A 26,777-nucleotide genomic window follows, 5' to 3' on the forward strand; every position below is an offset into this window, starting at 1 on the left:
CACTCCGCAGGGCGATGGCGCCCGCGCGCGCCTCGACGGAATCCGGGGGCGGGGCTCATCGCCTCGCGGACGAGAGGCCCCTTCCGCTCGCCCTGCGCCGGCGCTGGCGGCAGGCCGCGAGCGCCGCGATCGCGACACCGCTGCTGGCGAGCGACGCCGGCTCGGGCACGCACAGCGAGAGGTCGTCGAAGTAGGCGACGAAGCTGCCGCCGGCCTGGTCCTTCGTGACGGAGAGGCCGATCGCGAGGCTGTCCACGCCCGGCGGTGCGGTGACGACGTCCTCCACGAAGGTCCAGCCGGCCGGCACCGACACCTGCGTCGTGTCGGCCCAGCCCATCGTGCCGTCGCAGTGCGAGAGGTGCGACCAGCGCAGGGAGATCGACGCGAAGCCGGTGGTCGGCTGCGAAGCAGGAACCCAGATCCAGCCGCTGACCGCGACCTGCTCGCCGGCGGTCACGCCCGCGCAGTGGTTCGCCTCGAGCGGAAAGGTGCCGACGGCCGAGCCGGCGCCGCTGCTGTCGTTCGTGACGAGGCCGGCGTACCCGCCCGGGTCGCCGCCCCGATCGTCGGGGGCCGCGAGCAGGTAGACGCTCACGCCGCCGCCCGTCAGCTCCGACTCCCAGCCCGTCGTACCGAGGTCGAAGCCCGGATTCGAGAGCGTGTTCGTGCAGGTGGCGTGGGCGGCGCCGCCCGCGCCGGCGAACGCCAGCAAGAGCGCGAGCGCGGCGAGCCGGGCCGCTGCGCGCGGCGCCCGGCCGCCCGCGCCGGCCGGCCCTCGACGAGGCCGCGCACCCCGCACCGATCCCCCGCGCCGGGGCGAGCTCATCGCGAGCTGCCGCCCGTGGCTCCGGCGCCACCGTTCGCTGTCGGCGGGGGGCGCCGCGCCCGGAGCCCGAGCGCGGCCAGGGTCCCGCCGCACGCGAGGCCCGCGAGCGCCGTCCCGGGCTCGGGCACGAAGACGCAGCCCGCGGTCTCGAAGGGCTCGACGTCCAGCGAGCCGGTGCCGGTCACCTCGATCGGGTCGCCCGTCCCCGGGCCGTCGCCGCCGGGGCCGTCGGCCGCTCCCCACCAGTTGCGCTCGAGGACGAGTGCCGCGCTGCCCTCGTGGAGGAGGCCGGTGGCGTTGCCGGCCAGGCAGTTGCCCTGGGAGAGGGGTGACAGGGTGGCGTCCAGGTAGACCCGCAGGCCGGTCGTCCCGCCCGCGATCACGTTGTTGCGCACGACGGTGTCGGTGCTGCCCCGGAGATCGATGGCGACGCCGTTGGCAGCCACCGCGCCGAAGCGGTTCCGTACCACCTGGTTGCCCGTGCCGTTGCTGGGATCCTGCACCAACACGCCCGTGGTGCAGCCCTCGAAGCGGTTGGCCTCGAGGTCGTCGGAGAGGCCGTCCTCGTCGCTGCCGACCAGGTTCGTGCTCGAGCCCTGGCGGACGAGGACGGCGGTCGCGCAGGGGCGCGGGGTGATCCCGTCGCCGGCCAGCCCGAAGAGGTTGCCCGCGATGCGGTTGTCGTGGTTGCCGTTGACGTAGACGCCGTAGCTGGACGCGGGGCTGAAGGCGTTGCGCTCGCCGAGGTCGTCCCCGCCGTCCCCGTCGCTGCCGATGATCGCGAAGCGGCCGTTGGTCTCGATGATGACCCCCGCGAAGCCCAGCGCGAGGTTGCCCGTCCCCGGTCCGTCGAGGCCGACGTGGTTGCACTGCACGCGATGGGTCCCGCTGCTGCGCAGCCGGATCGGAGCGCCACCGCCCAGGGCGAGCCCGCGGATCGAGACGGGCTCCGCGGCCGTGACGTTGAAGACCGGCGTCAGACCCTCGAGTGGCCCCGTCACCTCGACCCGCATGTAGGAAGGCGCCTCCCGACCGGCGCAGACGTTGTCCGGCGCCGTCCCGTAGCGCGGCTGCGTGGTGCCGTCGATCTCCACGCCCTCGCTGACGTCCGGCAGGCTGCTCGCGAGCGCGATCGAGCACACGCCGGCTGCCGAGCACGAGCCAGCGGGGATCGCGAAGGTGATCCCGTCCACGCCGGGGCTCGCGTTGGCGTCGGCGACCGCCTGGCGCAGCGATCCCTCCCCGGTGTCGGCGGTGGTGGAGACGAGGAAGGACGCGGCCCCGGCCGGACCGGCCAGGAACGCGAGCATCGGGATCGACAGGCAGGCGGATCGACACCAGGGCATGCGGGCTCCTCGTGGTACGGCGCTACGGACGTGCGTGGGGGGGCGGCGGAGCCTAGCGCGCCTTCGAGCGCGAGCGCGATCGCGCCTCCTCCGGCACGCCCTCCGCCCGCGCGGCCATCCCCCGGGCCGCCACCCCGGTCGGCGCAGGGCCGCGCCCTGCCCGTCGGGACGGCCCGAGCGCGGTGTGGCGAGCCGCGGCGATAAGTTTCGCTTAAGCCGGGTCCGCGAGGCTCGCCCCCATCGAAACCCCGATGGAGGTCGCCATGCGGTTCCCGATCCTCGCCCTCACGGCCCTGGTGCTCGGCGCTGCCGCGGCGCGCGCCGAGCGCCCCGCCGACTTCGAGGCCGCCTTCGCGGCCGAAGCGCGGCGCGCCGATCCCGCCTTCGCGGGCTTCGCGGCGGCGCGCGGCGAGCGCCTCTTCCGCGAGACCCAGGGCGGCGACTGGAGCTGCGCGACGTGCCACGGCGCGACACCCACCGGCCCCGGCGAGCACACCGTCACCGGCAAGCGCATCGAGGCGCTCGCGCCGGCGGCGAATCCGGGGCGCTTCACCGACGCCGCGAAGGTCGAGAAGTGGTTCAAGCGCAACTGCAACGACGTGCTCGCCCGCCCCTGCACCGCGCAGGAGAAGGGCGACCTGCTGGCGTGGCTGGTGAGCCTGCCCGCGAAGGAGACCCGATGAGGCGTACGATCCGGTTGCTCTCGGCGGGCGGCGTCCTGCTCGCGGCGGCCGTCACGGCCTCCGCCGGGTCGAAGCGTGTGCCGCTGCCTCCTGCCTATGCGGAGGAGTGCGGGGCCTGCCACGTGGCGTACCCCGCCCGCATGCTGGACGCCGCCTCGTGGAACGCGGTGATCGGAGGCCTCGAGCGCCACTTCGGCGTCGACGCGAGCGCCGACGCCGCCACGCTCGAGCCGATCCGCGCCTACCTGCTGCGCGGCGCGCGCAGCAAGCCCACGGCCGGCGCCGGCGGCCAGCCGCTCCTGCGCATCACCGAGACCCGCTGGTTCCGCCACGAGCACGACGAGCTGCCGTCGCGTCTCGTGAAGGGCCCCGCGGCGCCGAGGCCGGCCGACTGCGGCGCCTGCCACCGGCAGGCGGCGTCTGGCAGCTACTCCGAACGGAGCCTCCGGCTCCCCGGGAAGGAAGGTGCGCGATGAACGAACGGATCCTCGTCTGGGACCTCCCGCTGCGGGTCTTCCACTGGGTGCTGGCCGCGAGCTTCGCCGGCGCCTTCCTCACCGCCGAGAGCGAGCGCCTGCGGGACCTGCATCTGCTCTGCGGCTACACCTTCGCCGGCGCGATCGCGTTCCGCGTGGCGTGGGGCTTCGTCGGCTCGCGCCACGCGCGCTTCTCGTCGCTGCGCTTCGGGCCGGTCGCGCTCGCCCGCTACCTGCGCTCGCTCGCCGCCGGCCGGCCCGAGCCGCACGCCGGGCACGGTCCCGTCGCGATCGTGATGATCCCGCTCCTGCTCGGGCTCGGCCTGGCGGTCGCGGCATCGGGTCTCGCGACCTACGCGGAATGGGGCGGCGAGTGGCTCGAGGAGGCGCACGAGGCGGCCGCCTTCGCGATGCTCGCGGTGGTGATCGCGCACGTGGCGGGCGTCGTGGTCCTGAGCGTGCTCCAGCGCGAGAACCTGGCGCTCGCGCTCGTGACGGGCCGCAAGCGCGGTGCGGCGGGCGACGCGATCCGCGGCTCGCGCCCGCTCGTGGCGCTGCTACTCCTTGCGGCGCTGGCAGGCCTGTGGCTGCCCGGCCTTGCGGCACGTGAGCACCGGCATGCGGCGCGCGGAGCACACGTTGCCGCGCATGGAGTGGAGTCGAGGGACCACGCCGACTGAAGGGAGGCGCCGCGGCTCATGCGCGTGCTCGTCGTCGAGGATGATCCGCTGCTCGGCGACGCGCTGCGGGCAGGGCTCGCGCAGGCGGGCTTCGCCGCGGACTGGGTGCGCGACGGCCGCGCCGGGCTGGTCGCCGCCGTGAGCGAGCCCTTCGCCGCGATCGTGCTCGACCTGGGCCTCCCCGCGCTCTCGGGCCTCGAGCTGCTCCGGCGCCTGCGCGCCGAGCGCCACGCGGTTCCCGTCCTGATCCTCACCGCGCGCGACGCGGTCGCGGACCGCATCGCCGGCCTCGACGCGGGGGCCGACGACTACCTCGTGAAGCCCGTCGACCTCGGCGAGCTCGCCGCGCGGCTGCGCGCGCTGGTGCGCCGTGCGGCAGGGCAGGCCGCGCCGACCCTCGAGGTCGGGCCGCTGCGCATCGACCCCGCCGCGCACGGGGTTGCCTTCCGCGGTCAGGCGGTCGAGCTGTCGGCACGCGAGTTCGCGGTCCTCCACGAGCTCGCCCGCGCGGCGGGCCGCGTGCTCTCGAAGGAGCAGATCGCCGAGCGGGTCTACGGGTGGGGCGAGGAGGTCGAGTCGAACGCCGTCGAGGTGCACGTACACCATCTGCGCCGCAAGCTCGCGCCCGAGGCGATCGTCACGGTGCGCGGCGTCGGCTACCTGGTACCCCGGGACCTCGCGTGAGCCGCGCCCCTTCGTTGCGCGCGCGGCTGCTCGGCGGGGTGCTGCTGGCCGTCGCGCTCGTGTGGCTCGCGGTCGCGACCGCCGGCTGGCTGCGCGCCCGGCGCGAGGCCGAGGCGCTCTTCGACGCGCATCTCGCGCAGGCGGCGGCCGTGCTGGTGGCCCTGCTCGCGGACGACGACGACGATGACGACGACGATCACGAGGAGCTCGAGCTCGAGATCGAGCACGCCCCCGAGCTGCACCGCTATGCACGCAACGTGGCCTTCCAGGTCTGGGAGGGCCGGACCCTGCGCGTGCACTCGCGCAACGCGCCGCGCGAGCGGCTCTCCGGCGTCGAGCAGGGCTTCTCGGACGCCACGGTGGCAGGCGCGCGCTGGCGCGTGTTCAGCGCGAGGGCCTTCGGCGGGCGCGGGCTCGTGCAGGTGGGCGAGCGCGCCGATACGCGGGAGGCCGTCGCCGCCAGGCTGGCCTGGCAGCTCCTGCTGCCGCTCGCCGTGGCGCTGCCGCTCCTCGCGGCCGCCCTCTCGCTCGCGATCGGGCGCGCGCTCGGGCCGCTGCGCGCGCTCGCCGACGCGGTCGCGACGCGCGATCCCCAGCGGCTCGAGCCGATCGCTGCGGAGCGGGTGCCGCGCGAGGTGCGCGCGCTGGTGGATCGCCTCAACGAGCTGTTCGCCCGCATCGACGCCTCGCTCGAGCGCGAGCGTGCCTTCACGGCGGATGCGGCCCACGAGCTCCGCACGCCGCTCGCCGCGATCCGCGCGCAGGCCGAGGTGGCCCGCGCGGCGGCGGCCGGCGCCGAGCGGCGGCACGCGCTCGATGCGGTGATCGCGGGCTGTGACCGCGCCGCCCACCTGGCGGAGCAGCTTCTCACGCTCGCGCGGCTCGAGGCGGAGGCGTGGCCCGAGCGCCTCGCCGGCTGCGACCTCGCCGCGGTCGCGCGCGGCGTGCTGGCCGAGCTCGGGCAGGCAGCGCACTCGCGCGGGGTGGCGCTCGCGCTCGACGCGCCCGAGCCGGTGCCCGTGCGCGGTGACGCGGCGCTGCTGCACGTGCTGGTGCGCAACCTTGCGGACAACGCACTGCGCTACGGGGCTTCCGGCGGGCGCGTGCGGGTGGTGGCCGAGGCGGGCGCGGCGGGGGCCGTGCTGCGCGTCGAGGACCAGGGCCCGGGCCTTGCGCCCGAGGCACGCGCGCGCGTGCTCGATCGCTTCCACCGCGAGCTCGGAACGGGCGAGAGCGGTGCGGGCCTCGGGCTCGCGATCGCGGCGCGCGTCGCCGCGCTGCACGGCGCGCGGCTCGGCCTCGCGGACGGCCCCGGCGGGCGGGGCCTCACCGTGTCCGTCTCGTTTCCCGTCGAGGCCGCACGCCTTAGCGGCGGATGACGCCGGAGGGCGTCGCGTCGTCGGCGAGGTCGCCGGGCAAGGCGCGTGCTGGGTACGCGCCGGCCGGCGCGACGGACCCGGCATCGGGAAGGGAGCGCCGATCGGCTGCCGCACCTCCGGATCGGCGGAGCCGGGGCCGGCATCCCCCTCGTCCGGCCGCCGTCAGGTTCCCGCCGGCTCCGCGCGCCGCGTATACTGGGCTCCCCGTCACGAGGAGGGCAGACCGTGTCCGTCCCTGGGCCCCGCGTGCTGACGCCGTCGCAAGCCGTTCGCCTCCTCGCCCTGCTCGCCGCCTCCGGGTTCGCGCTCGGCGCCGACTGTGGGGGTGGCACCGTGGCCCTTCCGGGCTCCGGCTCGGTCCTCTACGAGAGCCCGCAGGTGGATCCGCTCGCCCTCTCCGCCGACGGGACCCGTCTCTACGTGGCCAACACCACGAGCGGGACCCTGTCGGTGCTCGACGTCACGAACCCGGCGAGCCCGCGCTTCCTTGCCGAGATCAAGGTCGGCCACGACCCGGTGGGCGTCGCGGTCCGGCCGAAGGCGGGTCCGGAGGAGGACGAGCTCGTCTTCGTCACGAACCACGTCTCGGACTCGATCAGCGTCGTGAGCCGTGCCCAGCTCGAGGTGGTCCAGACGATCCAGGCCCTCGACGCGAACGGGGTCACCACCACCGACGAGCCGGTGGGCATCGCCTTCGCCGGACCGGACCGGGCCTTCGTCGCGCTCGACCAGCCGAACCAGGTGCTGCGCCTCGACCTCGACGCCGCCGGCACCGCCACCATCCATCCGACGCGGCTCGCGATCCGTGGCCAGGCCCCGCGCGCGCTGGCCGTGGCCGGCAACCGGCTCTACGTCGCGGCCTTCGAGTCGGGCAACGAGACCGAGCTCGGCACCTGCGCGCCGGGCGACCCGCGCGGCCTCGATCCGAACCCGGCGGCCCCCGACCAGGGCTGCGAGTTCGAGCTCACGCCGCAGTTCTTCCTGCAGTTCGCCCAGAGTCCGAACGTGGGCGGGCGCGTGATCCACGACACCGACGTGCCGGACCGCGACCTCTTCGTGTTCGACACCGACACGCTGGCGCCGGTCGCGACGATCGAGGGCGTCGGCACCCTGCTCTACGGTGTCGCAACGAGCCCGAGCGGCTCCCGCATCTACGTGACCAACACGAACGCACGAAACCTCCAGAACGGCCTGCTCGCCCTCGGCAACCGCGCCTTCGAGAACCGGCTCAGCTACGTGGACTGCGTGGGCGGCTGCGCCTCGTTCTCGCCGCCGGTCCACGTCGACCTCGACGCGTCCGCGCCGGGCGCGCAGACCGTTCCGACGCCCTACGGAATCGCGGCGAGCGCCGACGGCGACACGCTGGTCGTGACCGCCGCCGGGTCGGACGGGCAGCCGGGGCTGCCGGGGCTCTTCACGCTCGATGGCGCCGGAACCGTGCTCGGAGCGGTGGTGACCGGTGCCATTCCGCAGGGCGTCGCCCTGCGCTCCGACCCCGCCACCGGCGCGGCCCGGACGGCCTATGTCCTCGACACGGTCCAGAGCCGCGTCACGGTGGTCGACGTCTCGAACCCCGGAGCGCCCGCCACGCTCGCGGCGTTGGCGGTGGGCTCCGACCCCACGCCGGCCGCCGTGAGGCGCGGTCGCATCGCGTTCCACTCCGCACGCGGCTCGACCAGCGCGACCTTCGCGTGCGGGTCCTGCCACCCCGCCGGCAACGAGGACCAGCTCCTCTGGACGATCAACACCGCCGCCGGGCCGGGCGGCACGGACCCGAACGGGGCGGAGCCGGAGCCGCGCACGACGATGCCGATCCGAGGGCTCCGCGACACGCTCCCGCTCCACTGGGACGGCTCGCTCGGCGATCCCTTCCCCGGCGTGTTCGTGCCCGGCGACAGCGCGCCGGACTGCAGCCTCGCGGGCGGCGACCACGCCTGCTTCCGCGATCTGGTCGACGCGAGCCTCGCGGGCGTGATGTGCGACCCGACGAGCTGCCCGGTCGGCCCGTCGGGCCTGCCCGGCGCCCTCGACGGCGCACAGCGTGACGACATGGCGACCTTCCTCGGCGCCGTCTCCTACCCGCCCTCACCGGCGCGGCGGCCGACCGACGCGCTCACCGCTGCGGCCCTCCAGGGTGCCCGGGATTTCTTCACTGCGGACGACGGCGGCGGCCTCGTCGGCCTGACCTGCGCCGACAACGCGGCCGGATGCCACTCCCTGCCGCTCGGCGTCGTCACCAACTCGTCGACCGTGGGCGGCTTCGACGCGCCGACCATGCGTGGCATGTGGGACCGGAGCCTCGTGTTCTCGAACGCCATCTTCTCGTCCCAGGAGGCGCTCGTCTACACGCAGGGCCTGTCGGGCGAGACGATCTGGAATCCCGCCGTGGGAATGACCGAGCGCGGCTCCTTCCTCGCCACCTTCCCGGCCGGCTTCCAGCCCGTCTACGGCGTGCCCGGGCCGGAGATCTGGGAGTTCATCACGCAGATGAGCGTCGGCCTGCCCGGCCTCACCGGCCGGCAGATCTCCCTCTCCGCTGCCACCGCCGCGCTGCCCGCCACCGTGGCCGCCATGGACCAGCTCGAGGCTGCGGCGGCGCTCGGCAAGGTCACCGCCGTGGCGAGCGTCGGCAGCGCCGGCCAGCTCCGCTACGTGCCCGCGACGGGGAAGTGGACGAACCCGATGGGGAGCGTCGCCCTGACCGGAGCCGAGCTCCGCAGCACCGTCGGCGCCTCGGCCGACGTGGTCACGCTGACGGCCGACCTGCCGGCGGGCGTCCAGGCGGGAGGAGCGCGCCAGCCGCTGCTCTCGCCGCTCCTGCCCGATCCGGGGCCGCCCGACGTGCCGCGGCCTGCCGCGGGCACGACGGCGGTCGTGACCCTCGCCCAGTCCTACGTGGACCCCGCCGGCCGGGTGCTGGTGGACGGCGCGGCCTGCGCGGGCTGCTCCTTCACGCTGCCGGCACCGGGCGAGATCGAGCTCACGATCGCCCCGGTGCCCGCCGCCGGGCCCCACGTGGTCCAGGTGCTGAACCCGAACGGCCTCGCGAGCAACGAGATGCCGATCATCAGCCAGTAGGCGCCGCGACGAGTCCGGTGGAGCTCCACCGCCTGGCGGGGGCTCTCGCCGGCGCGCGTCCCGGATGGAGCCGATCCGGGACGCGCTCCGACACGGGACGGACGTCGCGTGTCCGCCTTGACCCTCGAAAAGCTGTATTCTAGGCTCCTCTTTTCGGGAATGGCCACGATGCGCCCCGTGCCTTCACCGGATTCACCGGCCATCAGCGGCCATCAGCGGCCATCAGCAGACGGGAGCAGCGAGAATGTCTCGAGACGACCTGCAGATCCTCGACGAGAACACCCATCCCTTCGACGCCCGCGGCGTCGCGCGGCGCTTCCGCCATTCGGCGATCTTCGGTGCGCTCGGCGCCCTGCAGCCCGGCGAGACGATGCGCTTCCTGAACGACCACGATCCGCTGCCGCTGCTCGACCAGATCCGCGGCCGCTTCGGCGAGCAGGTGGACATCCGCTACGTGCGCCGCGATCCCGGCGCGATCGTCATCGACTTCACGATCCGCTGAGGCGAGCGGGAGCCGATCCGCCGCGCCGCTCCGCGTAGACGGCGTCGACGAGCGCCCGGTTGCGGGAGCTCTGCCAGCGCGGGATCACGTGGTTCATCACGTAGCCGAAGCCGATCCGGGCCGCGGGGTCGGCGAAGCCGAGCGCGCCGCCGGTGCCGAAGTGCCCGAAGCTGCGCGGGTTCGGGCCGAAGGGCCGGCGCGGGGTGGTCGGGGTGAAGCCGAGCCCGAAGGTGGCCTCGTCGCGCAGGATCGGACACGGGCCGGTCGACTGCGGGCGGGTGGCCTCGCGGAGGAGGTCGTGCGACACGAGGCGGTCGCGCTCGGCGAGGGCGGCGTAGATCGTGGCGATGCCCCGCGCGCTGCCGTGTCCGCTCGTCGAGCCGAGCGGGAGGGCCCGCCATCGCGGTGTGTTGACCAGCCCGATGGAGGAGTAGCCCGGCGGGTTCAGGTGGGCGAGCGCGCTCATGGCCGCGTCACCGCCGAGCGTGGCCATCCGATCGGCGTCGAGGGAGGGGATGGGCGCCGCCGGGGACCAGATCACGTCCGCGCAGCGATGCTGCTGCGAGGCAGGCACCCCGAAATGGACCTCGGCGCCGAGCGGCTCCGCGAGCGCGCGCAGCGCGTCGCCGGGACGGGTCGCGGTGACGCGGTGGACCAGCTCGCCCGCGATGTGCCCGAAGGTGTTCGTGTGGTAGGCGTGGCGGCTCCCGGGCGGGAACCACGCCTCGGTGGCGGCGATCGCTCCGGTCATCCGGCCCCAGTCGAAGAGCTCGTCGTCGTGAAGGCGCTCGCGGATGGCGGGCACCCCGGCCTGGTGGCACAGGACGTGGCGCAGGGTCGCGCCCGCCTTGCCGCGGGTCGCGAACTCGGGCCACAGCGAGCCGACCGGGTCGTCGAGCCCGACGAGCCCGGCGTCGATGCTGCGCAGCAGGAGCAGGGCGAGGAAGGACTTGCCCACCGAGTAGAAGTCGCAGAGCGTGTCGTGGGTCCACGCGCGGGTCCGGGCCTCGTCGGCCCAGCCGCCGACGAGATCGACGACGACCTCGCCGGCGTGGATCACGCAGACCGCGGCGCCGACCTCGCCGCGATCCGTGAAGTTGGCCCGGAAGGCGCTCCGGACCGGCTCGAAGGCGGGGTCGCACGCCCCACGGATCTCGGGCTCCACGTCACCCACCAGGAGGGGCTGGCAGGATAGGACCGCGCTCCCCGCGCGGCGAGACGGAGCGGGCGGGCGGGCATTGCCGCGGGCGGTGCCAGCCGGCTAGATCCAGGCGAGCGCCCGGCGCAGGATCGCGGTGGCGTCGCGCTGCGCGCACGCTCCGTGGGCCACGATCAGCCGCTCCGGCTGCCAGTCGAGCAGCCGTGCGCGCGCCGCGCGCGCCGGCCCGCGGCGCCGGAAGGTGACCCGCCACTCCCGCGGCGTGCTCCCGCGCTCGCCGACCAGGCCGTCGAGGCGCATCGCGAGCCCGCGCCAGCCCCCGATCGGCGCGTGCCGCTGCACCAGGTCGCCGACGATCGCCGTACGTGAAGGCCGGTGCAGGAAGACGACCTCCGTCAACGCGCGCGAGCCGCGGAAGACCGCCTGGTCGATCTCGCCGGCCCAGCCCGGGTCGGGCGCGTCGCCGAGCTCGGCGGCGAAGAGGAGGTCGGGGCGGCGCGCGGCCAGCTCGGGCGGCGCGTGCAGCCGCGCCTGCGGCCAGCGCGCGGCCCAGTCGGAGAGGAAGAGATGGTGGATCCTGTTCGGCGACACGATCTCCCGGACCGGTCCCAGGGCGTCCACGGCGGCGGCGAGAGCCGGCGTCAGCGCCACCGGCGACCAGACCCACAGGTCCCCGCTCGCCAGGCGCGCCACCGCCATCCGCGTGGGATACGGGAAGCCGTAGAAGGAGACCGTGGGCCCTTCGGCGAGGTAGAGGGCGGGGGCGAACGCAGCGAGAGCGGTCATGGCGTACACGCTAGCGGCGCCTGGCGCGCCGCGACGCCCGCTACCGCGAACGACCCGCGGGGTGCGATCCCGAGGATCCCCGCTCGAGGGCTTGCCTCGGCCGGCTCCGGAACCAGAGTGACCGTGGCCCGGCAAGCCCCCAACCCGCCGGGCGAGGAGGATCGAGAATGGCAGAGCGAAAGCGCGAGCGCGCGCTCGAGACCTGGAGCCCGTTCCGGGAGTTCGGCTTCGGCGGCCTCGGCCGCGTCTTCGACGACCTGCTGGCCGAGCGGTCGCCGGCCGGGCGCTGGGCGCCGGCGCTCGACGTCACCGAGAGCGACGGCACCTGGGTGCTCACGATGGAGCTGCCCGGCGCCAAGCGCGAGGACGTGAGCATCGAGGTGCACGAAGACCTGCTCACGATCCGCGGCGAGAAGAAGAGCGAGCGCGAGGAGAAGGACGAGAAGCGCCACTACGTGGAGCGGAGCTACGGGAGCTTCAGCCGCTCGCTCCGGCTCCCCGCCCAGGTGGACGCCGAGCGGATCAAGGCCGGCTTCAAGGACGGCGTGCTCACGATCGAGGTCCCCAAGACCGAGGCGCAGAAGCCGAAGCTGATCGACATCAAGTCCGCCTGAACCCGGCGCGGCCGGGCGCGCTGCCCGTTCGGGCAGCGCGCTTCCGGCCTGCGGCCCGGGGCCCCGTCCGTCCCCTGCGCCAGCGGCTGCTGCCGCGCCGGCGCCGCTTCCCCTCCGGGGTCGCGATCGCAGCCCAGGAATGTCTTGACAGTCGCCTGCGGCGCGTGCGAGAATCAGAACCTGATTCGTAGTTATCAAAATTCATATTGATAAACAGATAGATATGAGCTTCATGCGATGAGGGAGCGGATTCACTGGGTCCGCCGCGTCCACCAGGCGCGGAGCGCCGCCACGCTCCAGCGCATGCTCGACAGCGCCGAGGAGCTGATCAGCGAGAAGGGCTTCGCGGACGTGCCGGTGGCGGAGATCGCGCGGCGGGCGGGCTTCTCGGTCGGCGCGGTCTACGCCCGCTTCCGGGACAAGGACGCGCTCCTCCGCTGCCTCGAGGACCGGCTGATCCAGGAGACCCGCGCCACCGCCGATGCCGCCCTCGATCCGGCGCGCTGGAAGGGCGCCTCGATCGCCGAGATCGCCGAGGAGCTGATCGCCTTCCTGGTGCAGATCCACCGGGAACGGCTCGGCATCCTGCGCGAGCTCCTGGGGCGGGCGCACGCCGAGCCGGAGGCGGGAGTGCAGATCGAGCAGACGATCGCCTACATCTGCGAGCGCCTGCACGCGCTCCTGCTCGAGCGCCCGGAGGAGATCCATCATCCCGAGCCGGCGCTGGCCGCGCGCTTCGCCGGCCACCTGGTGCTCGGCGCGCTGAACGAGGCGGTCCTGTTCTCCGGGCCCGGTGCCTCCGGCGTGCCGCGATCCGACGCGAAGCTGGCCCGCGAGCTGACGCGCGCCTTCCTGGGCTACCTCGGTGTGAGGGAGCCCGCGGTCCGGTGATCGACCCCAGCGAAACGGAGCACACGAGCCATGGCGTTCAAGTTCCCGTCTCTCGACTTCTTCCGCGAGCTGGCCCGCCGCATGAACGCGGACCGGGCCACCTTCGAGAAGCTCGGCTTCTGCGACACCGTGATGGGGGTGCGGGTGCAGGGCCCGACGCCGCACCTCTACGCGCTGACCTTCGAGGTGTTCGACTGCAGCGACGTCCGTGAGATCGGCGACGCGCGCGAAGCCGAGCTCGACTTCACCCTCGAGGCTCCCCTCGAGCTGTGGCGCGCGATGCTCGAGTCGATCTGCGAGCACGGCCGCCCCGCGCCCGAGTACACGCTCAACAGCCTCTCGCACCTCGGCAACCGCATGCGCGTGGTCTACGACGACCCCGAGGGCCACGACAAGCTCTATCGCTTCATGGCGACCCTGCAGGCCTACTTCGACAACGCCCGCGATCTCGAGATCGAGTGGGCCTGAGCCCCCTTCGGAGGTGACGACGAGATGAGCTACTACGGCACCAACGACTACTCCTACAACTCCGACTTCTCGCTCCGCGTCCGTGACATGAAGAAGGGCAACCTCGACCTCGGCTGGCTCGAGCAGGCGCGCGAGCGGGTCGAGGTGCGTCCGCGCGATCGCCGGCGCGGCCTCGAGGTCTCCGACTGCGAGGTGGGCCCCTACGCGATCGACGCGCTCGAGGACGTCGTGCGCGACAACCGCGGCCTGGCGCCGCGGGGCGCGATCCTCCCGGCCGGCTACCAGCCCGACCTCGGACCCGACCTGAACAAGCGGACCGACGTCTGGGCCTACCGCGTCCAGCGCTACTGGGAAGAGGCCGTGAGCCGGCAGTGGAACGTCTCGACCGACGTTCCCTGGCGGGACATGGACAAGTACGAGATCCCGCTCGACATCGAGATCGCCTTCTGCCAGCTCTGCACGCTCCTCGCCGAGGTCGAGATGATCGCGACCGACCTGCCGGCGAAGTGGAGCCACCACATGAACTCCTACTTCCAGGAGGTGAAGGGCTTCATCGCGACGCAGTGCATGGACGAGGCCCGCCACACCGAGGTGTTCCGCAAGCGCGCCCTGGCCGGCGGCGTCGGCCTGCTGCGGGCGAGCGCGCGCAGCGAGCACGCGCTGAAGGGCATCCTCGAGGCCGACAGCTACAGCGAGGGCAGCGTCTTCATGCACGTGCTCGGCGAGGGCTTCGTGCTCACGCTGTTCCGCTCGAGCGAGTTCATCTCGCCCACGCCCGTCGAGCAGCGGATGTTCCAGCTCGTGATGCAGGACGAGGCGCGGCACGTCTCCTACGGCCTGCAGCACCTCAAGTACCTGATGGACAAGGCTCCCGAGCACCGGGCCCAGATCAACATGTTCCTCGACGAGGCCGAGCAGCTCCTCACGGGCCTGTTCAACTCGGAGCAGCTCGAGGCGATGATCGTGCTCGGCGGCAAGGGGACGAGTCCGGAGTGCATCCGGCGCGGGATCGAGGTCGTGGGCGCCTTCCAGGGCAAGCAGATCCTCGAGTACTTCCAGCGCTGCGAGCGCGCGGGCCTTCCCGAGCGCAAGGAGCGCAGCCCGCTGCTCGCGCTCCAGCACCAGATGCTCGCCGCACTCCAGGCCGCCGCCATCTGACCCGACGGAGGAACCTCCCATGGCCTACTACGCTCCCAAGGACTTCGTGCGCAACCCCGAGCTGCTCGAGTCGGTCGTCGAGATCTTCCGGGGCCGGATGGACCTGCAGTGGATGCACGCCGCCACCGAGCGGGTGCGGTTCCGGCCCTCGCATCCCGACCGCGGCCTCGTCTACGACGACACCAACCACGGCAGCTACGGGTGGGACGCGATCCCCGAGAAGATCCGGCACAACTTCTCGATGGCGCCGCGCGGCGCCTTCCAGCCGCCCGGGCTCCCGCACCTCGGCTACGACATCAACCGCAAGAGCGAGGTGTGGAGCGACGCGGCGCCGGGGCTCTACGAGGAGGCGAAGGCGCGGCACTGGGTGCCCACCCGGGAGGTTCCCTGGGAGGCGCTCGCGGCGCTCGGTCACTCCGAGGACCGGGAGCGGGGCCTCGCGCAGATCTACACCGCACTCACGTCGATGGCGATCGCCCTCGAGGACATTCCCTCGAAGTGGGTCTGGCACATCAACCACGAGATGGTCGAGCTCAAGAGCTGGCTGTGCGCCCAGATGATGGACGCGGCCCAGCTCGCCGACGCCTTCCGCAAGCGCGCGATCGCGGGCGGTACGGGGCTCGGCCACGACCAGGCCCCGCTCGGCGAGCTCCTGAAGGGCGTGCTCGACGCCGGGACCTTCCCCTGCACCTCGATCGGGGGGAACCTGGTGCTCGCAGGGCTCGTGCAGGTGCTGCTGCGCCAGATCGGCAGCGTCTCGACCAACGACGCCGACCAGACGCTCGCGCGCTTCGGGGTGCAGGACGTCTCGCGCATGCTGAGCTACGGCACGAGCCACCTGCGCTCCCTGCTCGCGGCACGGCCGCACGAGCGCAAGGCCCTGAGCGACCACCTCGACGAGCTCGAGAACCTCCTGATCGGCCTGCTCGGCTCGCCGCTCTTCTTCTCGAGCCTGGCCGTCGCCACCGGCGGCTCCCGCGAGAAGGCCGGCGCCGCCGGTCCGGAGATCGTGCGCCTGTACCGCGTCCTGGCCGACGAGCACCTCGCGCGCTGCAAGGCCGCTGGCCTCGAGCGCGCGCCCGGGCAGACGCCGCTCGCGGTGTTCGTGCGCGAGATCGAGGGCTAGCCGCGAGGGGGAACGGAGCGCGAGGCAGGTACGCCTCGCGCTCCGCGAGTCCGCTCAGGGGATCCGAGAGCGCAGGGCCGCCGATTCCTGGGCCTCGCGCACGGCGCGCTGGACCCACGGGCGTTCGTCGCCGGCCAGGCTCGCGAGCCAGGTCTGGAGCGCCGGGTCGTCGCTGGCTCCCGCCACCTGGATCATCTGCGCCAGCTCCGCGCCGCTGCCCGCCCGCGCCTCCCCGGCGAGGCTGCGCAGGGCGGGGCGCGGGTCGAAGCCCGGCGCCGCTTCGAGAAGGCGCACGAGCGCGAGGCGCTGGGTGAGGGAGAGAGCGGGCGAATCGACGAACGGGCGCAGCGCGGCGAGGCCCTCGGCATCGAGGAAGCCCGGCAGGGTGTGCATGCGCACGAGCTCGCCGATGGCGTCGGTTTGCAGGCGCGCGACGCCCGAGCCGAGCTCCTCGACCACGATCGCGCGCACGGCGGCCGGCGGGTCCGCCGCGCGCTGCGCGCGCAGCCCGAGCCAGCGCCGCGCGACGGCCAGCGTGCGCTCGCCGTCCGTGCCGGCGAGGCGCCACTCGTGCCCGGCGCCCTGCACGGAGAACCACGGGAAGCGCGCCGCGAGGGATGCGAACTCGGGCCGCGTGGCCGTGCGCTCGAGGAAGAGGAGCGCCCGATCCCCGGCGTGGAAGGCGGGAAAGCCCTCGGCGTGGGGGAAGAAGTCGAAGGCGCCGTCCGGCGCGGCGCCGTGGAGCGTCTCGAGCGCGCGCACGCGGAAGTACTCCTGGCGGTCGCTGCCGTCGGGGGCGGTCCAGATCCGGGCGTCGCTCTCGAACGCCGCCACCAGCACGAGGTCCGAGCGCGTGATCCACTCGCGCAGCGAGGTGCGCTCGAAGACGACGTGGGCCCGGACCGGGAGCGCCAGCAGCGCGAGCGCGAGGCCGAGCCACGCGCGCCGGCTCATGCCGGCGGCGCGCTCCGCCGCCGCCGGCGAGCGAGGGCGCCGAGCGCCGCGGCGGCGAGCGCGCCGCTGCCCGCCGCCGCCGGCTCGGGCGCGTTCACGACCTCCAGCACCGCGGCCATCTCGGCCTGCAGGAGCGGGTCCGCGCTCGGGCCCAGGTTGTTCTCGAACACGGTGCTGCAGTCCACCACCTCGTCCCCGACCGCGGCGTAGAGCGGGCAGTCGCTCACGTCGCCGAACAGGATGTCGAGCGCGCAGGCGAAGCACGAGGGGTTGAACTTCGCGGCCGGCATCTGGTAGCCGACCTCGTCGTTGCCGAGGCCGACGAGCCAGCGGTGCTGCGCGTGGGTCATCTGCTCGCGGTAGAGGTCGCCGATCTGGGGATCGAGCTCGTTCGGCGTGAAGGCGAGCTGCGCCGGGCCGATGCGGAGCGCGTTCACCTCGGTCTCCACGTAGAGGACGCTGCCGACCAGCTCGGGCACGCGGCGCCCGAAGATCCCGAGCGACGCCAGCGCACCGAAGAAGGGGTTCTCCACCTCCAGGAGCAGGGGGCCGCTCGAGGCCACCTCGAGCGCCGGGTCCGCCTCCCAGCGCGCCGCGTCGAGCGCCGAGGCGGCGCGCTCGGCGAGCAGGTCGCCCATCACCTCGGCGAAGCGGAAGGTGCGGCGCGTCGCCGGCAGCCCCGTGTCGGGGTCGGTCACGTCCACGTCGAGGGGTCCCTGGAGGACGCCGAGGTCGCCGGCGACGTAGACCGCGACGCCGCCGAAGCGCTCCTCGAGGGCCGCGCGCATGTAGCCCGGGAAGTCCGAGGTGAGCAGCGTGTTGCTGGAGCCCAGCGACTCGGGATGGCTCGCGTAGTTGACGACGGTGGCCAGCACGTCGCCGCTCGCCACGTCGCGCAGCTGGAGCGCCGGCACGGAGGGGTTGATGATCTCACCGGAATCGCCCTCGACGACGTAGTCGCCGGCCACCGGCGGCACCAGGAGCTCGCCCGGGAGCACGTAGGCCTGGAGGACGTGGCCGTCGGCCACGAGGTCCGGGTGGGGCGGGAGCGAGGCGCCGACCGTGCTGCCGGTCGCGAAGCGGGCCTCGGCCGGCACCAGCGCCGCCTCGGCCTCGAGCACGCACTGGACCACCTGCGCGTTCACGAAGTCGAGGTAGCCGAGGTCTGCGCCGCTGGTGAGCTGGTCCGGGCCCCACAGGCCCATCGTGTCCGGCCCCTCGTGCTGGTGCGTGCTGCTCACCAGGATCGCGTCGAAGCCGTGCCCGGCGAGGGCGGGGTCGGCGCGGATGGTCTGGATCTCGTTGTTGAAGTAGCCGATCAGGTCGAGCGTCACGACCGCGATCTTGCGCGAGGCGTTCTGGAGGACGAAGCCCCGGGCCCACAGGTCGTCGTGCACGCCGGTGGCCTGGCGGTCGTTGCCGAAGCCCGCCATGTAGATCGGATCGCTGTGGTTCACGCCGGCGACCGGGGTGATCGCCTTCGCGCAGGCGGCCGCGCGCAGGGGATCCCAGCGGAAGGTCACCGAGGCGAGGTCGTCGGGCTGGCCGTCGCCTTCGGCGTCGGTGCCGGCGTAGAGCACGTTGCGGCCCGGCGCGAGGTCGGCGGCGCCGAGCGACGCGGTGGCCTCGGTGCCGACCACCGTGAAGCGCTCGCTCACGTCGAGCGACGACACGTGGTCGCCGTCGATGCCACGGAGCAGCGTCACGACCAGCGCGCCACCCTCGGGCAGGGGCTCCGCCAGCGCCAGCTCCACGGCGAGCGTGCCGTCGAGCGGCAGCTCGGCGTCGGCGAGCGGCGCGACGAAGGTGGGAGGAACGCCGCAGCCCGCGGCCAGGGCGAGCGCGAGCACGGCGAGCGGGGCGGCGAGCCGGCGGCGAGAGCGCATGAGGTCCTCCTCGGGCGAGCCAGGGCGATTCCGGAAACGCCGGCAGTATACGCGCAGGTCCCCGGCAGGGGGGACGAAAGGAGCCGCGGGCCGCCCGTCGCCGCCTGCGGCGGCGGGTCACGGCGGGAGCGGTCGGCGTGTCCATGGGGGGATCGGTCGGTACCGGTTGGGGACGCTCCTGTCCGGGCGAGAGCCGGAGGAGGCGCCCGCCGGCTCTTGCCTCCGCCACCCGGGCCTGGCCCGCTTCGCTGCACGTTCCCTGCCCGTGCGGGGCCCCACCCCGGCACGGGCGGCCCGTCACCTGCACGGCGCCGGGAGACACCAACCGTCCGAGGACCCTACCTGCGCGCTGCGCAAGGAGTCGATCGGATGCGGAAGCTGTACACGTGGACCGCGGCCCTGGCTGCTCTCTCGCTGGTCTCCGCGCTCGACGCCGGCGCGTCGCCGGTTGCCTTCGGCGACACCCATCGCTACTGGGCCGGCTACCAGAACGGAACCGGGGACGACACGCGCGACACGATCGGGACCCCCGATCTCCAGGGTGGCGTCGCCGAGCTCGGCGCCTCGGGCCTGCTCACGAGCATCCGCTTCGACTACGCGGGCCGCTTCACGCTCACCGCCTCGGGCAACGGGCGCGTGATCCCGGGCGACCTCTTCCTCGACGCCGGCAGCGACGGCGACTGGGACTACGTCGTGAAGCTCGTCGCGGGCGCGCACACGCCGGTCGCGAGCTACGCCTCGCTCTCGGTCCTCGACGTCTCCGGCGAGTCGGCTGCGTACCTGATGAGCGGCAGCGACAACACCGGCTACTGGCGAGGCTGGGGCATCCGTGACCGCCACCCCTACGCGTGGGACGGCGGCGGGAGCGCGATCGGGACGGCCAGCCTCGCTCCCTTCGACCCGTCGGCGCCGGGCGGCAGCCTGTTCTTCTCGCTCGGCGCGGGGCTCGACGTCGGCCCGCGCGTCACGATCGCCTTCGCGCCGAACTGCGCGAACGACGTCCTGCGCGAGGAGATCTCGGCGCCGGTGCCCGAGCCGACCGCCGCCCTGGTCTTCGGCGTGGGCCTGTTCGTCGCGGCGCGCGCGCGAAGGCGCGCCTGAGCGGCCTACCGGGGGGGGCACGCGGGGGCGAGCCGACCCCGGCGCGCGAGGAGCCTCAGGCGGCGCCGGCGACGCGGCGCCCGCCCGCGACGCCGAGCGCGCGCTCGAGCGCCATCGCCTTGCACGGCAGCTCGGGGTAGGCCCAGCGCACGAGGCGTGCCTTCAGGCGGTCCGTCGGGATCAGCCACGCACGCTGGAGCGCCTCGGGCAGGTGGGTGCCGGTGAGCCGCTGCGCCCACTCGGGCATCAGCGTCATCGAAGCGCGGATGCCGACCCAGCGATCGAAGCGCTCGCGGCGCCCGACCGGGACGTCGCCGCTCGTGCCGGCGAGGAAGTCGAGGAAGCCGCGGAACTGCTCGTTCGGCTCCAGGAGGGGTCGCATCCGCTCCAGGTAGCCCTCGAGCTCCGACACGGTCTCGGGGACCCACTCGGCACCGCCCAGGCGGCCGATCGTGGCCTGCTCGCGCAGGTAGCGGTTCTTCTCGTCGTCGCCGAGCGGGCGGTGGTAGCGGTCGAAGGCCGTCATCACCGCCCACGGGATGCAGGTATGCACCCACGCGACCAGCTCGGGATCGAGGGCGCGGTACGCGACACCGTCGGGTCGCGCGCCCTCGACGCCCGCGTGGATCCGCTTCACGCTCTCGATCACGCGCGTCGCGGCGGGGGTGCTGCCGAAGGTCGTGCGCAGCACGTAGCCGAGCGTGTTGCGTGCGCGGCGCAGCGGATCGCTCCGGTACGACGACCAGGCGGACACCCCCGCCATCACCGACGGGTGCAGCACCTCCATCAGGATCGCCGCCGTCCCCGCGACGACGAGGCTCCCGAGGTCGCCGTGGAGCTGCCACGACACCGAGTCCGGGCCGCCGGCCAGGCCCGGATCGCCCGCGTCGCCCGCGTAGATCTCCCGCTCGTCGTGGCGCCCCCCGGCAGCCTCGATCTGGGCGGCGATCGAGCGCTGCCAGCGTTCGAGCATCGCGGACATGGCGTGCCTCCGGTCGGGTGCGTCAGCATAATCCAAGTCTGGACTGGGATTGCTCGGGTTCGAGCGGGCTCGGACCCGGGCCGGAGCCGCCGATGCAACGAGCCACCCAAGCCCTCGACTTCGCGCCGAGAAAGCGCCCCGTGCAGGCGCGCTCACGCGCGACCTTCGCGGCGCTCGTCGAGGCGTGTACTGGGCTTCTGGCCGAGCGCGGCTACGCGCGTACGACCACCAACCACATCGCCGAACGGGCGGGCGTCGACATCGCGTCGCTCTACGAGTACTTCCCGGGCAAGGACGCGATCGTGGCGCAGGTCGCGGAGCGCCTCGTGGACCGCGTGCTGGGGCGCCTTGCGCGCGGTGCCGCGCGCGTGATGGAGGGCGGCGAGGACCGTGCGGTGCGCGCGTGGATCGAACGGATCCACGACACCGTCGCACGCGAGAAGCAGCTCGTCGCGGTCTTCCTCTACCAGGTTCCCTACACGAACCAGCTCGATCCGATCCGCACCATCGGCCAGCGCGTGCTCGAGCTCTCGCAGGCGATCCGGCGCCACGCGGGCGGCTTCGTGCGCGAGGACTTCGACGACGCGCAGCTCCACCTTCTGGTCAACCTGGTGACCTCGACGATCCTGCAGCTCGTCTTCGACCCACCCGAGGACGTGAGCCGTCGCGCACTGCTCGACCAGCTCGTCGTGCGTGCGGAGGAGTGGATCCGGGGCTGAAGCGGCTGCGCTCCCTCGCGCCGCTCGTGGGACCCGCTCGACGCCCTCGTCGTCGCGTGCAGGGAGGTGGGCGTCCTTCCGGGCCGACACGGTGCCCGGAGCCGGAGCTCCCGGACCCCGAAGCGGGTGCGGAGCCCGGCTGCCGGCTGCGGATCACGAGGCGGCCGTGGTCGGATCGGGATCGTCCGGGTCCACCGGCTCGCCCGGTCCGGCCGCGGCCCGCGCGCGGCGGGCGTCGGTGCTGGCGGGATCGGGTGCGGCCGCCGCGGCCGGGCGGTCCGGGATCGACTCCCCGTGGGCGCCCGGGCGTGGGCGCAGCAGAATCCGGAACCTGCGCGCGCTTCCCTGGCGCGGTGGGAGCCGCGGCGTGATAGGATGCGCCGCTTCTCTCGCGGAGGTTTGCCATGCGTCGCCGCTCGCTCGGAGCCTCGTTCCCGCTCGCCGTGGCGGGACTCCTGGCGGTCGCGCCGGCGCAGCCCGCCGCGGCGACCGCCGTCACCCTCGAGGCCGACGTGGATCCGGCTGCGATCGTGACGGGAACCGTGTTCACGGTCGTGGTCGGCCTCGACGACGTCGACGAGATCCGGGGCTACCTGCTCGGCATCGCGTGGGGGGATCGACTCGCGCTCGTCGATGCGGAGGCGATCGCCTGCCGGCGGATCGGCCCGAGCGTCTGCGAGCAGGAGCCGTTCACCGTCGATCCGCTCACGGAGGTCACCGAGGACGGCACGACGCAGGCTGCCGTGCTCGTGGCGCCGCCGCTCGTGCTGGCCCTCGACGGGAGCACCACCGACCCGATCCCGGATCCCCGGCGAGGCCTCTTCGCGCTCACCTTCGAGGCCCTCGAGGAGGGGCCGAGCGAGGTGACGAGCGGAGCGTTCGACCCGCTCGACGAGGGCGTCGCCGGGATCGACACCCTCGTGCTCCTCGACCCGGCCACGACGACGCTCGCGTTCGAGATCGTTCCCGAGCCCGGGGCGGCGTCGGGGCTCGCGGCGGCGGCGCTGGCCCTCGTCGCTCTCGGCCGGGCGCGCCGCTAGGCGCGTGTCCGGCCGCGCTGGTTCCAACCGCCCCGCGCAGGCGCCCTCGCGTGGCGCTCCCACCTTGCAGACCTGGAGGCGTGGCAGATGAAGCGTGAGACCCTCGCAGCGGCCCTCTCGATCCTCGCGGCCTCGCTCGGGACGGCCGTCGGCGCGCCGCCCGCGTACGCCTTCCCGGGAATCCTCGCCGAATGGAACGCGCGCTACGGCGCGGCCTCGACCTCCGGAGCCGCCGCGTGCCAGCTCTGCCACACGAGCGAGACCGGCGGGCCCTCGTGGAACGGCTATGGCTGGGCGGTGAACCTCGCGCTCGATGACCTGGCCTGCGACGCCGATGCGAACGAGGACGTCTCCTATGCGGAGGCCTTCGCCTGCGTCGAGCTGCTCGAGTCCGACGGCGACCCCGCCGGTGTGGACAACGGCAGCGAGATCGGCCTCGGGACCCAGCCCGGCTGGACCGAGGGCCCGAACAACACGATCCACGACTACGTGATCGGCGCGACGCCGAACCAGCTCCCGCCCGCGGACCTCGGGCCCCTCGACCCGGACCAGGACGGGGACGGCGTGCTCGACCCGCTCGACAACTGCCTGGCGGTCCCGAACGGGCCCGCCGACGGCCCCAACGACCAGCTCGACGCCGACGGGGACGGGATCGGCAACGCCTGCGACGGCGACTTCGACCAGAGCGAGCGCGTCGGCATCCCGGACTTCTTCGTGCTCGTGGGCTGCTGGGGCAGGGCGGCCGGCGTGGAGGGAGGCCCCGCGCAGGATCCCACCTGCAGCGCGACGGACATGGACGGGAGCGGGAGCACGGGCTTCGAGGACTTCCTCTTCTTCCTCCATGGCTTCAACGCCCCGCCCGGCCCCACGGGCGCGAAGAAGGGGACCGCGCTCTGGGTGTGGCCGGGGCAGTCGATCCAGGCGGCGATCGACCGCGCGCCCGAGTACGCCGCGATCCACGTCCGGCCGGGCACCTACCTGGAAGGGGCGACCGAGACCAACGGGCTCAGCATCACGAAGAGCGGGATCCGGCTGATCGGGGAGTCCTCCGGCGAGGACCGCGTGGTCCTGCGCAAGGCCCAGGACCAGCGCAACGGCATCGTCGTCGTGCCTCCGGCGGTGACCGACTGCATGAGCTGCCACGCGAGCATGGGGCCGCCCTTCGACCTCCTGGAGGGGGTCCCGCCGGGCCTGCCCGATCCGGAGCCGCTGCTCTACGACATCGAGGTCCGCGGCATCACGATCGAGGACTTCCGGAACAACGGCCTGTTCACGGAGCGCGTGGACGGCTTCCGGATCCAGGACGTGCGCTCGGTCGGCAACCGCAACTACGGCATCTTCCCGACGCTCTCGAAGAACGGCGTGATCACCCGCAGCTACGCGAGCGGCGCCGACGACAGCGGCATCTGGGTCGAGACCTCGACGAACGTCCAGGTCACGCACAACCTCGTCGAGGACAACGTGAACGGCTTCGAGGTCTCGAACAGCGACGACGTCGTGATCGCCCGCAACGAGATGCGGAACAACACGGTCGGGGCGGCGATCCTCCTGCTCCCCGACATCTTCGACGACCGGCCCGGCGCCAAGCGCATCGACGTCCGCAACAACTGGATCCACGACAACAACCGGCCGAACACCGCGTCGCCCGGCTCGATCCTGGCCGAGGTGCCCTCGGGCCTCGGGATCCTGTATCTCGGCGTCGACGACTCGTCGATCCGGCGCAACCGGATCGAGCGCAACAACTCCGTCGGCATCGCGGTCGTGGACTACTGCCTCGCGGTGGCGTTGACGCCCTTCAACTGCTTCGAGGATCCCACGGCGACCGACGAGTTCGAACTCGACGAGGCGGCGACCAACATCCGCGTGACGGACAACGTCCTGCGCGACAACGGCCTGGATCCGGATCCCGCGCATGCCTTCGCCCCGCTGGCCGCCGATCTCTCCCTGTTCAGCTTCGGGGCGGGGAACTGCTATCTGCGCAACGTCTTCAGCACCTTCACCTCGGTCACGGGGGATCCCCTGCCCCCGTGCCCGTAGGAGATCGCGGGTGCGGCGGGGGGAGCCAAGGAGCGGCTGCGCGGGAGGCCGGGGCGCGTCACCAGGTCGCCGTCAGCGCCGCGTGGAAGAAGCGCCCGGCACCGGGCAGCCGCTCCCCGAGCGCGACGTCCGAGCCCGTCACCCGGTCGAGCCCGCTCGTGTGCTCCGCCCAGGAGACGTCGAAGAGGTTGTCGAGGCCCATCGCGAGGCGCACCCCGCGCCCCGGCGGCTGCCAGGCGACGGCGAGGTTCACGATCCCGTAGCCGTCGGTCGTGGGCTCGTCGTTGTAGCGGGCGACCTGGTCCTGGCGCGCGGCCCACTCGAGCTCGGCGGTCGCGGTGAACGCGCGCCACGGCAGGTCGAGCGCCAGCGCGCCGCGCAGCGGCGCGATCCGGTAGAGATCGTCGTGGCTCGAGTGGTTGCGGCCGCGCACGTAGCCGAGCTGGCCGCGTACCTGCAGGTGCTCGTGCAGGGAGACGCGGGCGCTGGCCTCGACGCCGTAGAGGCGCACGTCGTCGAAGTTCTCGTAGCGGAGCACGGGCAGGCCGGTCGCGGGATCCCGGCGGTCCGCGAGCGGGCTGCCCTGGATGTAGTCCTCGACCCAGGTGTAGAACGGCGCGACCCGCAGCTCGAGCCGCTCGCTCCGCCACTCGGCGGCGAGGCCCAGGTGCCAGGCGGTCTCCGCCTCGAGGTCGAGGTTGCCGACGTAGAGCCTGCCGTCGGCGAGGCCTGCGTTGGCGGCCAGCGGCGTCCACTGGTAGCGCTCGAGCAGGCTCGGGGCGCGCTGCTTGCGGGCGGCGCCGAGCTCGAGGCGCAGCGCGTCGCTCGCCTGCAAGCGGGCCAGGGCGGTCGCCTCCCAGTCCACGTCGCTGCGCCGGTGGCCGCGGGCGTCGAAGGCGTCGCGGTCGGCGCGCAGCGCGGCGGCGAGCAGCGGGTTCATCGGCATCATCAGCTCGCGGACGTCCCCGGCGTTGCTCCACACCGTGTCGTTGCGCACGCCGACCAGCGTCGTCCAGCGCGGGCTCCAGCTTGCCTCCCACTCCGCGAAGCTGCCGACGCGGCGCCGCCTGCCGTCGGGGATCCCCGTCTGCCGGCGGCCCATCGTGAGGTCGTGGATCTCGGAGTCGAAGGAGGCGAGGTGCAGGTCGCTGCCCACCCGGAGCTGGTGGCCCTCGCGGAGCGGGCGCGTGAAGTCGATCCGGTAGCCGATGTCCTGGCTCTCGGCGGGGGAGCGCATGCGCATCGCGCCCGCCGGGCGCAGCGAGAAGTTGTCCATCACGTGGTCGATCTCGTGCCAGTAGAGGCGCGCCGCCAGCTCGCCGCCGCCGAGCGCGCGCCGCAGGCGCAGGCCGGCGCGATGGCTCTCGTCGCTCACGATGTCCATCGGAAGCGACGGCGTGCCCGCCTCGTCCGTGATGCCGAGGCCCAGGTCCAGGGCGAGCTCGCCCCAGCCCCGCCGCGAGCCGACCAGGAGCCCGTGGTCGTGGCGCTCGTAGCCGCTCGCCGACACGCGCCCGCCCGGGAAGCGCAGGTCGTCGCCGTGCTGCCAGGAGCCCGTGTAGGCGAGGGCGAGCTTGCGGTCGCCGGCCCCGAGCAGGCCTCCGGTCCGGACGGCGCCCTGGCTGCCGTCGAAGCTGGCGGTCCCCCGGGCGGTGACGTGCAGGCCGTCGTCCTCCGCGAAGGGCGGGGGCGCGCTCTCCACCACGATCGTGCCCGCGAGGCTGTCGCCGCCCAGGCTGACGGGCGTGATGCCGGCGACCGTGCGCAGCGCGTCGATCGCCTCGACGGGCGCGTAGGCGAGCGGCGGGTCCATGTGGTTGGCGCAGGCCGGCGTGATTTGCATGTCGTCCACCAGCACCTTGACGCGGTCGTTCGAGAGCCCGCGTAGCTGCGCGATCCCCGTGAGCGGGCCGTTGCGGACGACGGCGGCGCCGGGCACCGCCTCGAGCAGCGCCGCGGCGTCGCTCGCGCGGCTGCGCGCGCGGGCCGAGAGATCGGCCTCGCGGCTCGCGAGCGGCCGCGTGAGCTCGTCCGCCGGGCGCGGCGCGGTCACGACCAGGCCGGGCAGCTCGGGCGCCTCCGCTCCGGGGCCGTCCGGCTGGGCGGCGGTGGGGAGCGCGAGGAGGAGCAGGGCGAGGGTCCCGAGCAACGGGGCCCACGCGGGTCGGGGAGCTACGGACAGGTGGCTTTGCATCGCGATCT

24 protein-coding genes are annotated in these 26,777 nt (G+C 73.8%); 16 read left to right on the plus strand and 8 right to left on the minus strand.

The genetic code is table 11. The annotated features are described in order from the left end of the window. Positions 1 to 55 precede the first annotated feature (55 nt). Positions 56 to 799: a hypothetical protein gene (locus tag OZ948_09230; protein ID MEB2344911.1), complete on the minus strand. Its 744-nt coding sequence runs from the start codon at positions 797 to 799 to the stop codon at positions 56 to 58. Between the two features lie 23 nt (positions 800 to 822). Next, complete coding sequence (locus tag OZ948_09235) at positions 823 to 2,172, minus strand: hypothetical protein (protein ID MEB2344912.1); 1,350 nt, start codon at positions 2,170 to 2,172, stop codon at positions 823 to 825. 263 nt (positions 2,173 to 2,435) lie between these two features. Between OZ948_09235 and OZ948_09240 the strand changes: the two genes are divergently transcribed. The 7 genes from OZ948_09240 (at position 2,436) to OZ948_09270 (ending at position 9,654) form a co-directional block, all read left to right on the plus strand. Then, a complete protein-coding gene (locus OZ948_09240) occupies positions 2,436 to 2,855 on the plus strand; it encodes a DUF1924 domain-containing protein (protein ID MEB2344913.1) in 420 nt (139 codons plus the stop codon). Continuing rightward, the gene (locus OZ948_09245; GenBank protein ID MEB2344914.1) at positions 2,852 to 3,331 is read left to right on the plus strand and encodes a cytochrome C; all 480 of its coding nucleotides are present in this window, start codon (positions 2,852 to 2,854) and stop codon (positions 3,329 to 3,331) included. The genes OZ948_09240 and OZ948_09245 overlap by 4 nt, the downstream gene beginning before the upstream one ends. Continuing rightward, positions 3,328 to 4,011, plus strand: coding sequence for a cytochrome b/b6 domain-containing protein (locus tag OZ948_09250; GenBank protein MEB2344915.1), 684 nt, complete (start codon positions 3,328 to 3,330; stop codon positions 4,009 to 4,011). The genes OZ948_09245 and OZ948_09250 overlap by 4 nt, the downstream gene beginning before the upstream one ends. An 18-nt stretch (positions 4,012 to 4,029) precedes the next feature. Further along, positions 4,030 to 4,695 (plus strand): response regulator transcription factor, encoded by a 666-nt coding sequence (locus OZ948_09255; protein MEB2344916.1) that lies wholly within the window; start codon positions 4,030 to 4,032, stop codon positions 4,693 to 4,695. Next, complete coding sequence (locus OZ948_09260; GenBank protein MEB2344917.1) at positions 4,692 to 6,074, plus strand: ATP-binding protein; 1,383 nt, start codon at positions 4,692 to 4,694, stop codon at positions 6,072 to 6,074. Before OZ948_09255 ends, OZ948_09260 begins: the two co-directional genes overlap by 4 nt. Before the next feature lie 225 nt (positions 6,075 to 6,299). Next, complete coding sequence (locus OZ948_09265; protein ID MEB2344918.1) at positions 6,300 to 9,152, plus strand: YncE family protein; 2,853 nt, start codon at positions 6,300 to 6,302, stop codon at positions 9,150 to 9,152. A gap of 244 nt (positions 9,153 to 9,396) precedes the next feature. Next, positions 9,397 to 9,654 (plus strand): DUF2249 domain-containing protein, encoded by a 258-nt coding sequence (locus OZ948_09270; GenBank protein ID MEB2344919.1) that lies wholly within the window; start codon positions 9,397 to 9,399, stop codon positions 9,652 to 9,654. On the opposite strand, the gene OZ948_09275 is transcribed toward OZ948_09270, so the two are convergent. Both OZ948_09275 and OZ948_09280 read right to left on the minus strand, forming a co-directional pair. Further along, on the minus strand, positions 9,641 to 10,828 hold the full coding sequence (locus OZ948_09275) for a serine hydrolase (GenBank protein MEB2344920.1): 1,188 nt from the start codon (positions 10,826 to 10,828) through the stop codon (positions 9,641 to 9,643). The genes OZ948_09270 and OZ948_09275 overlap by 14 nt on opposite strands. A gap of 87 nt (positions 10,829 to 10,915) precedes the next feature. Then, entirely contained in the window at positions 10,916 to 11,599 is a 684-nt protein-coding gene (locus tag OZ948_09280; protein MEB2344921.1) for a DUF4336 domain-containing protein, read from the minus strand. 167 nt (positions 11,600 to 11,766) lie between these two features. On the opposite strand from OZ948_09280, the gene OZ948_09285 reads away from it, so the two are divergent. The 5 genes from OZ948_09285 to OZ948_09305 all read left to right on the plus strand — a co-directional run bounded on the left by OZ948_09285 (position 11,767) and on the right by OZ948_09305 (position 15,856). Further along, positions 11,767 to 12,213 (plus strand): Hsp20/alpha crystallin family protein, encoded by a 447-nt coding sequence (locus OZ948_09285; GenBank protein ID MEB2344922.1) that lies wholly within the window; start codon positions 11,767 to 11,769, stop codon positions 12,211 to 12,213. A gap of 237 nt (positions 12,214 to 12,450) precedes the next feature. Beyond that, positions 12,451 to 13,104: a TetR/AcrR family transcriptional regulator gene (locus OZ948_09290; GenBank protein MEB2344923.1), complete on the plus strand. Its 654-nt coding sequence runs from the start codon at positions 12,451 to 12,453 to the stop codon at positions 13,102 to 13,104. Positions 13,105 to 13,134: 30 nt separating this feature from the next. Continuing rightward, positions 13,135 to 13,572: a hypothetical protein gene (locus tag OZ948_09295; GenBank protein MEB2344924.1), complete on the plus strand. Its 438-nt coding sequence runs from the start codon at positions 13,135 to 13,137 to the stop codon at positions 13,570 to 13,572. A gap of 24 nt (positions 13,573 to 13,596) precedes the next feature. Then, complete coding sequence (locus OZ948_09300) at positions 13,597 to 14,730, plus strand: ferritin-like domain-containing protein (protein ID MEB2344925.1); 1,134 nt, start codon at positions 13,597 to 13,599, stop codon at positions 14,728 to 14,730. A 19-nt stretch (positions 14,731 to 14,749) separates the two neighbouring features. After that, entirely contained in the window at positions 14,750 to 15,856 is a 1,107-nt protein-coding gene (locus OZ948_09305) for a hypothetical protein (GenBank protein ID MEB2344926.1), read from the plus strand. Positions 15,857 to 15,910: 54 nt separating this feature from the next. Here OZ948_09305 and OZ948_09310 read toward each other — a convergent pair whose 3' ends face one another. Then, entirely contained in the window at positions 15,911 to 16,810 is a 900-nt protein-coding gene (locus tag OZ948_09310; protein ID MEB2344927.1) for a hypothetical protein, read from the minus strand. Next, positions 16,807 to 18,696, minus strand: coding sequence for a hypothetical protein (locus tag OZ948_09315; GenBank protein MEB2344928.1), 1,890 nt, complete (start codon positions 18,694 to 18,696; stop codon positions 16,807 to 16,809). Before OZ948_09315 ends, OZ948_09310 begins: the two co-directional genes overlap by 4 nt. A gap of 369 nt (positions 18,697 to 19,065) precedes the next feature. Here OZ948_09315 and OZ948_09320 point away from each other — a divergent pair, with 369 nt between their 5' ends. After that, complete coding sequence (locus tag OZ948_09320; protein ID MEB2344929.1) at positions 19,066 to 19,797, plus strand: hypothetical protein; 732 nt, start codon at positions 19,066 to 19,068, stop codon at positions 19,795 to 19,797. Positions 19,798 to 19,852: 55 nt separating this feature from the next. On the opposite strand, the gene OZ948_09325 is transcribed toward OZ948_09320, so the two are convergent. Continuing rightward, the gene (locus OZ948_09325) at positions 19,853 to 20,779 is read right to left on the minus strand and encodes an oxygenase MpaB family protein (GenBank protein MEB2344930.1); all 927 of its coding nucleotides are present in this window, start codon (positions 20,777 to 20,779) and stop codon (positions 19,853 to 19,855) included. Positions 20,780 to 20,919: 140 nt separating this feature from the next. Here OZ948_09325 and OZ948_09330 point away from each other — a divergent pair, with 140 nt between their 5' ends. From OZ948_09330 to OZ948_09340, 3 genes are all read left to right on the plus strand, one after another. Next, positions 20,920 to 21,498 (plus strand): TetR/AcrR family transcriptional regulator, encoded by a 579-nt coding sequence (locus OZ948_09330; GenBank protein MEB2344931.1) that lies wholly within the window; start codon positions 20,920 to 20,922, stop codon positions 21,496 to 21,498. Between the two features lie 404 nt (positions 21,499 to 21,902). Further along, the gene (locus OZ948_09335) at positions 21,903 to 22,538 is read left to right on the plus strand and encodes a hypothetical protein (protein ID MEB2344932.1); all 636 of its coding nucleotides are present in this window, start codon (positions 21,903 to 21,905) and stop codon (positions 22,536 to 22,538) included. 87 nt (positions 22,539 to 22,625) lie between these two features. After that, positions 22,626 to 24,575, plus strand: a complete 1,950-nt coding sequence (locus tag OZ948_09340) for a right-handed parallel beta-helix repeat-containing protein (protein ID MEB2344933.1) — start codon at positions 22,626 to 22,628, stop codon at positions 24,573 to 24,575. A gap of 58 nt (positions 24,576 to 24,633) precedes the next feature. Here the strand turns inward: OZ948_09340 and OZ948_09345 are convergent, their stop codons facing one another. Continuing rightward, positions 24,634 to 26,769: a TonB-dependent receptor gene (locus OZ948_09345; GenBank protein MEB2344934.1), complete on the minus strand. Its 2,136-nt coding sequence runs from the start codon at positions 26,767 to 26,769 to the stop codon at positions 24,634 to 24,636. Positions 26,770 to 26,777: the final 8 nt, after the last annotated feature.

This window comes from Deltaproteobacteria bacterium (assembly GCA_035063765.1).
Classification (GTDB): domain Bacteria; phylum Myxococcota_A; class UBA9160; order UBA9160; family PR03; genus CAADGG01.

Excerpts from the sequence above, each read along its gene's own strand:
- OZ948_09235 (MEB2344912.1), bottom strand. The coding sequence starts at position 2,172 with ATGCCCTGGTGTCGATCCGCCTGCCTGTCGATCCCGATGCTCGCGTTC.
- OZ948_09240 (MEB2344913.1), top strand. The coding sequence starts at position 2,436 with ATGCGGTTCCCGATCCTCGCCCTCACGGCCCTGGTGCTCGGCGCTGCC.
- OZ948_09245 (MEB2344914.1), top strand. The coding sequence starts at position 2,852 with ATGAGGCGTACGATCCGGTTGCTCTCGGCGGGCGGCGTCCTGCTCGCG.
- OZ948_09250 (MEB2344915.1), top strand. The coding sequence starts at position 3,328 with ATGAACGAACGGATCCTCGTCTGGGACCTCCCGCTGCGGGTCTTCCAC.
- OZ948_09255 (MEB2344916.1), top strand. The coding sequence starts at position 4,030 with ATGCGCGTGCTCGTCGTCGAGGATGATCCGCTGCTCGGCGACGCGCTG.
- OZ948_09270 (MEB2344919.1), top strand. The coding sequence starts at position 9,397 with ATGTCTCGAGACGACCTGCAGATCCTCGACGAGAACACCCATCCCTTC.
- OZ948_09280 (MEB2344921.1), bottom strand. The coding sequence starts at position 11,599 with ATGACCGCTCTCGCTGCGTTCGCCCCCGCCCTCTACCTCGCCGAAGGG.
- OZ948_09285 (MEB2344922.1), top strand. The coding sequence starts at position 11,767 with ATGGCAGAGCGAAAGCGCGAGCGCGCGCTCGAGACCTGGAGCCCGTTC.
- OZ948_09290 (MEB2344923.1), top strand. The coding sequence starts at position 12,451 with ATGAGGGAGCGGATTCACTGGGTCCGCCGCGTCCACCAGGCGCGGAGC.
- OZ948_09295 (MEB2344924.1), top strand. The coding sequence starts at position 13,135 with ATGGCGTTCAAGTTCCCGTCTCTCGACTTCTTCCGCGAGCTGGCCCGC.
- OZ948_09300 (MEB2344925.1), top strand. The coding sequence starts at position 13,597 with ATGAGCTACTACGGCACCAACGACTACTCCTACAACTCCGACTTCTCG.
- OZ948_09305 (MEB2344926.1), top strand. The coding sequence starts at position 14,750 with ATGGCCTACTACGCTCCCAAGGACTTCGTGCGCAACCCCGAGCTGCTC.
- OZ948_09310 (MEB2344927.1), bottom strand. The coding sequence starts at position 16,810 with ATGAGCCGGCGCGCGTGGCTCGGCCTCGCGCTCGCGCTGCTGGCGCTC.
- OZ948_09315 (MEB2344928.1), bottom strand. The coding sequence starts at position 18,696 with ATGCGCTCTCGCCGCCGGCTCGCCGCCCCGCTCGCCGTGCTCGCGCTC.
- OZ948_09320 (MEB2344929.1), top strand. The coding sequence starts at position 19,066 with ATGCGGAAGCTGTACACGTGGACCGCGGCCCTGGCTGCTCTCTCGCTG.
- OZ948_09325 (MEB2344930.1), bottom strand. The coding sequence starts at position 20,779 with ATGTCCGCGATGCTCGAACGCTGGCAGCGCTCGATCGCCGCCCAGATC.
- OZ948_09335 (MEB2344932.1), top strand. The coding sequence starts at position 21,903 with ATGCGTCGCCGCTCGCTCGGAGCCTCGTTCCCGCTCGCCGTGGCGGGA.
- OZ948_09340 (MEB2344933.1), top strand. The coding sequence starts at position 22,626 with ATGAAGCGTGAGACCCTCGCAGCGGCCCTCTCGATCCTCGCGGCCTCG.
- OZ948_09345 (MEB2344934.1), bottom strand. The coding sequence starts at position 26,769 with ATGCAAAGCCACCTGTCCGTAGCTCCCCGACCCGCGTGGGCCCCGTTG.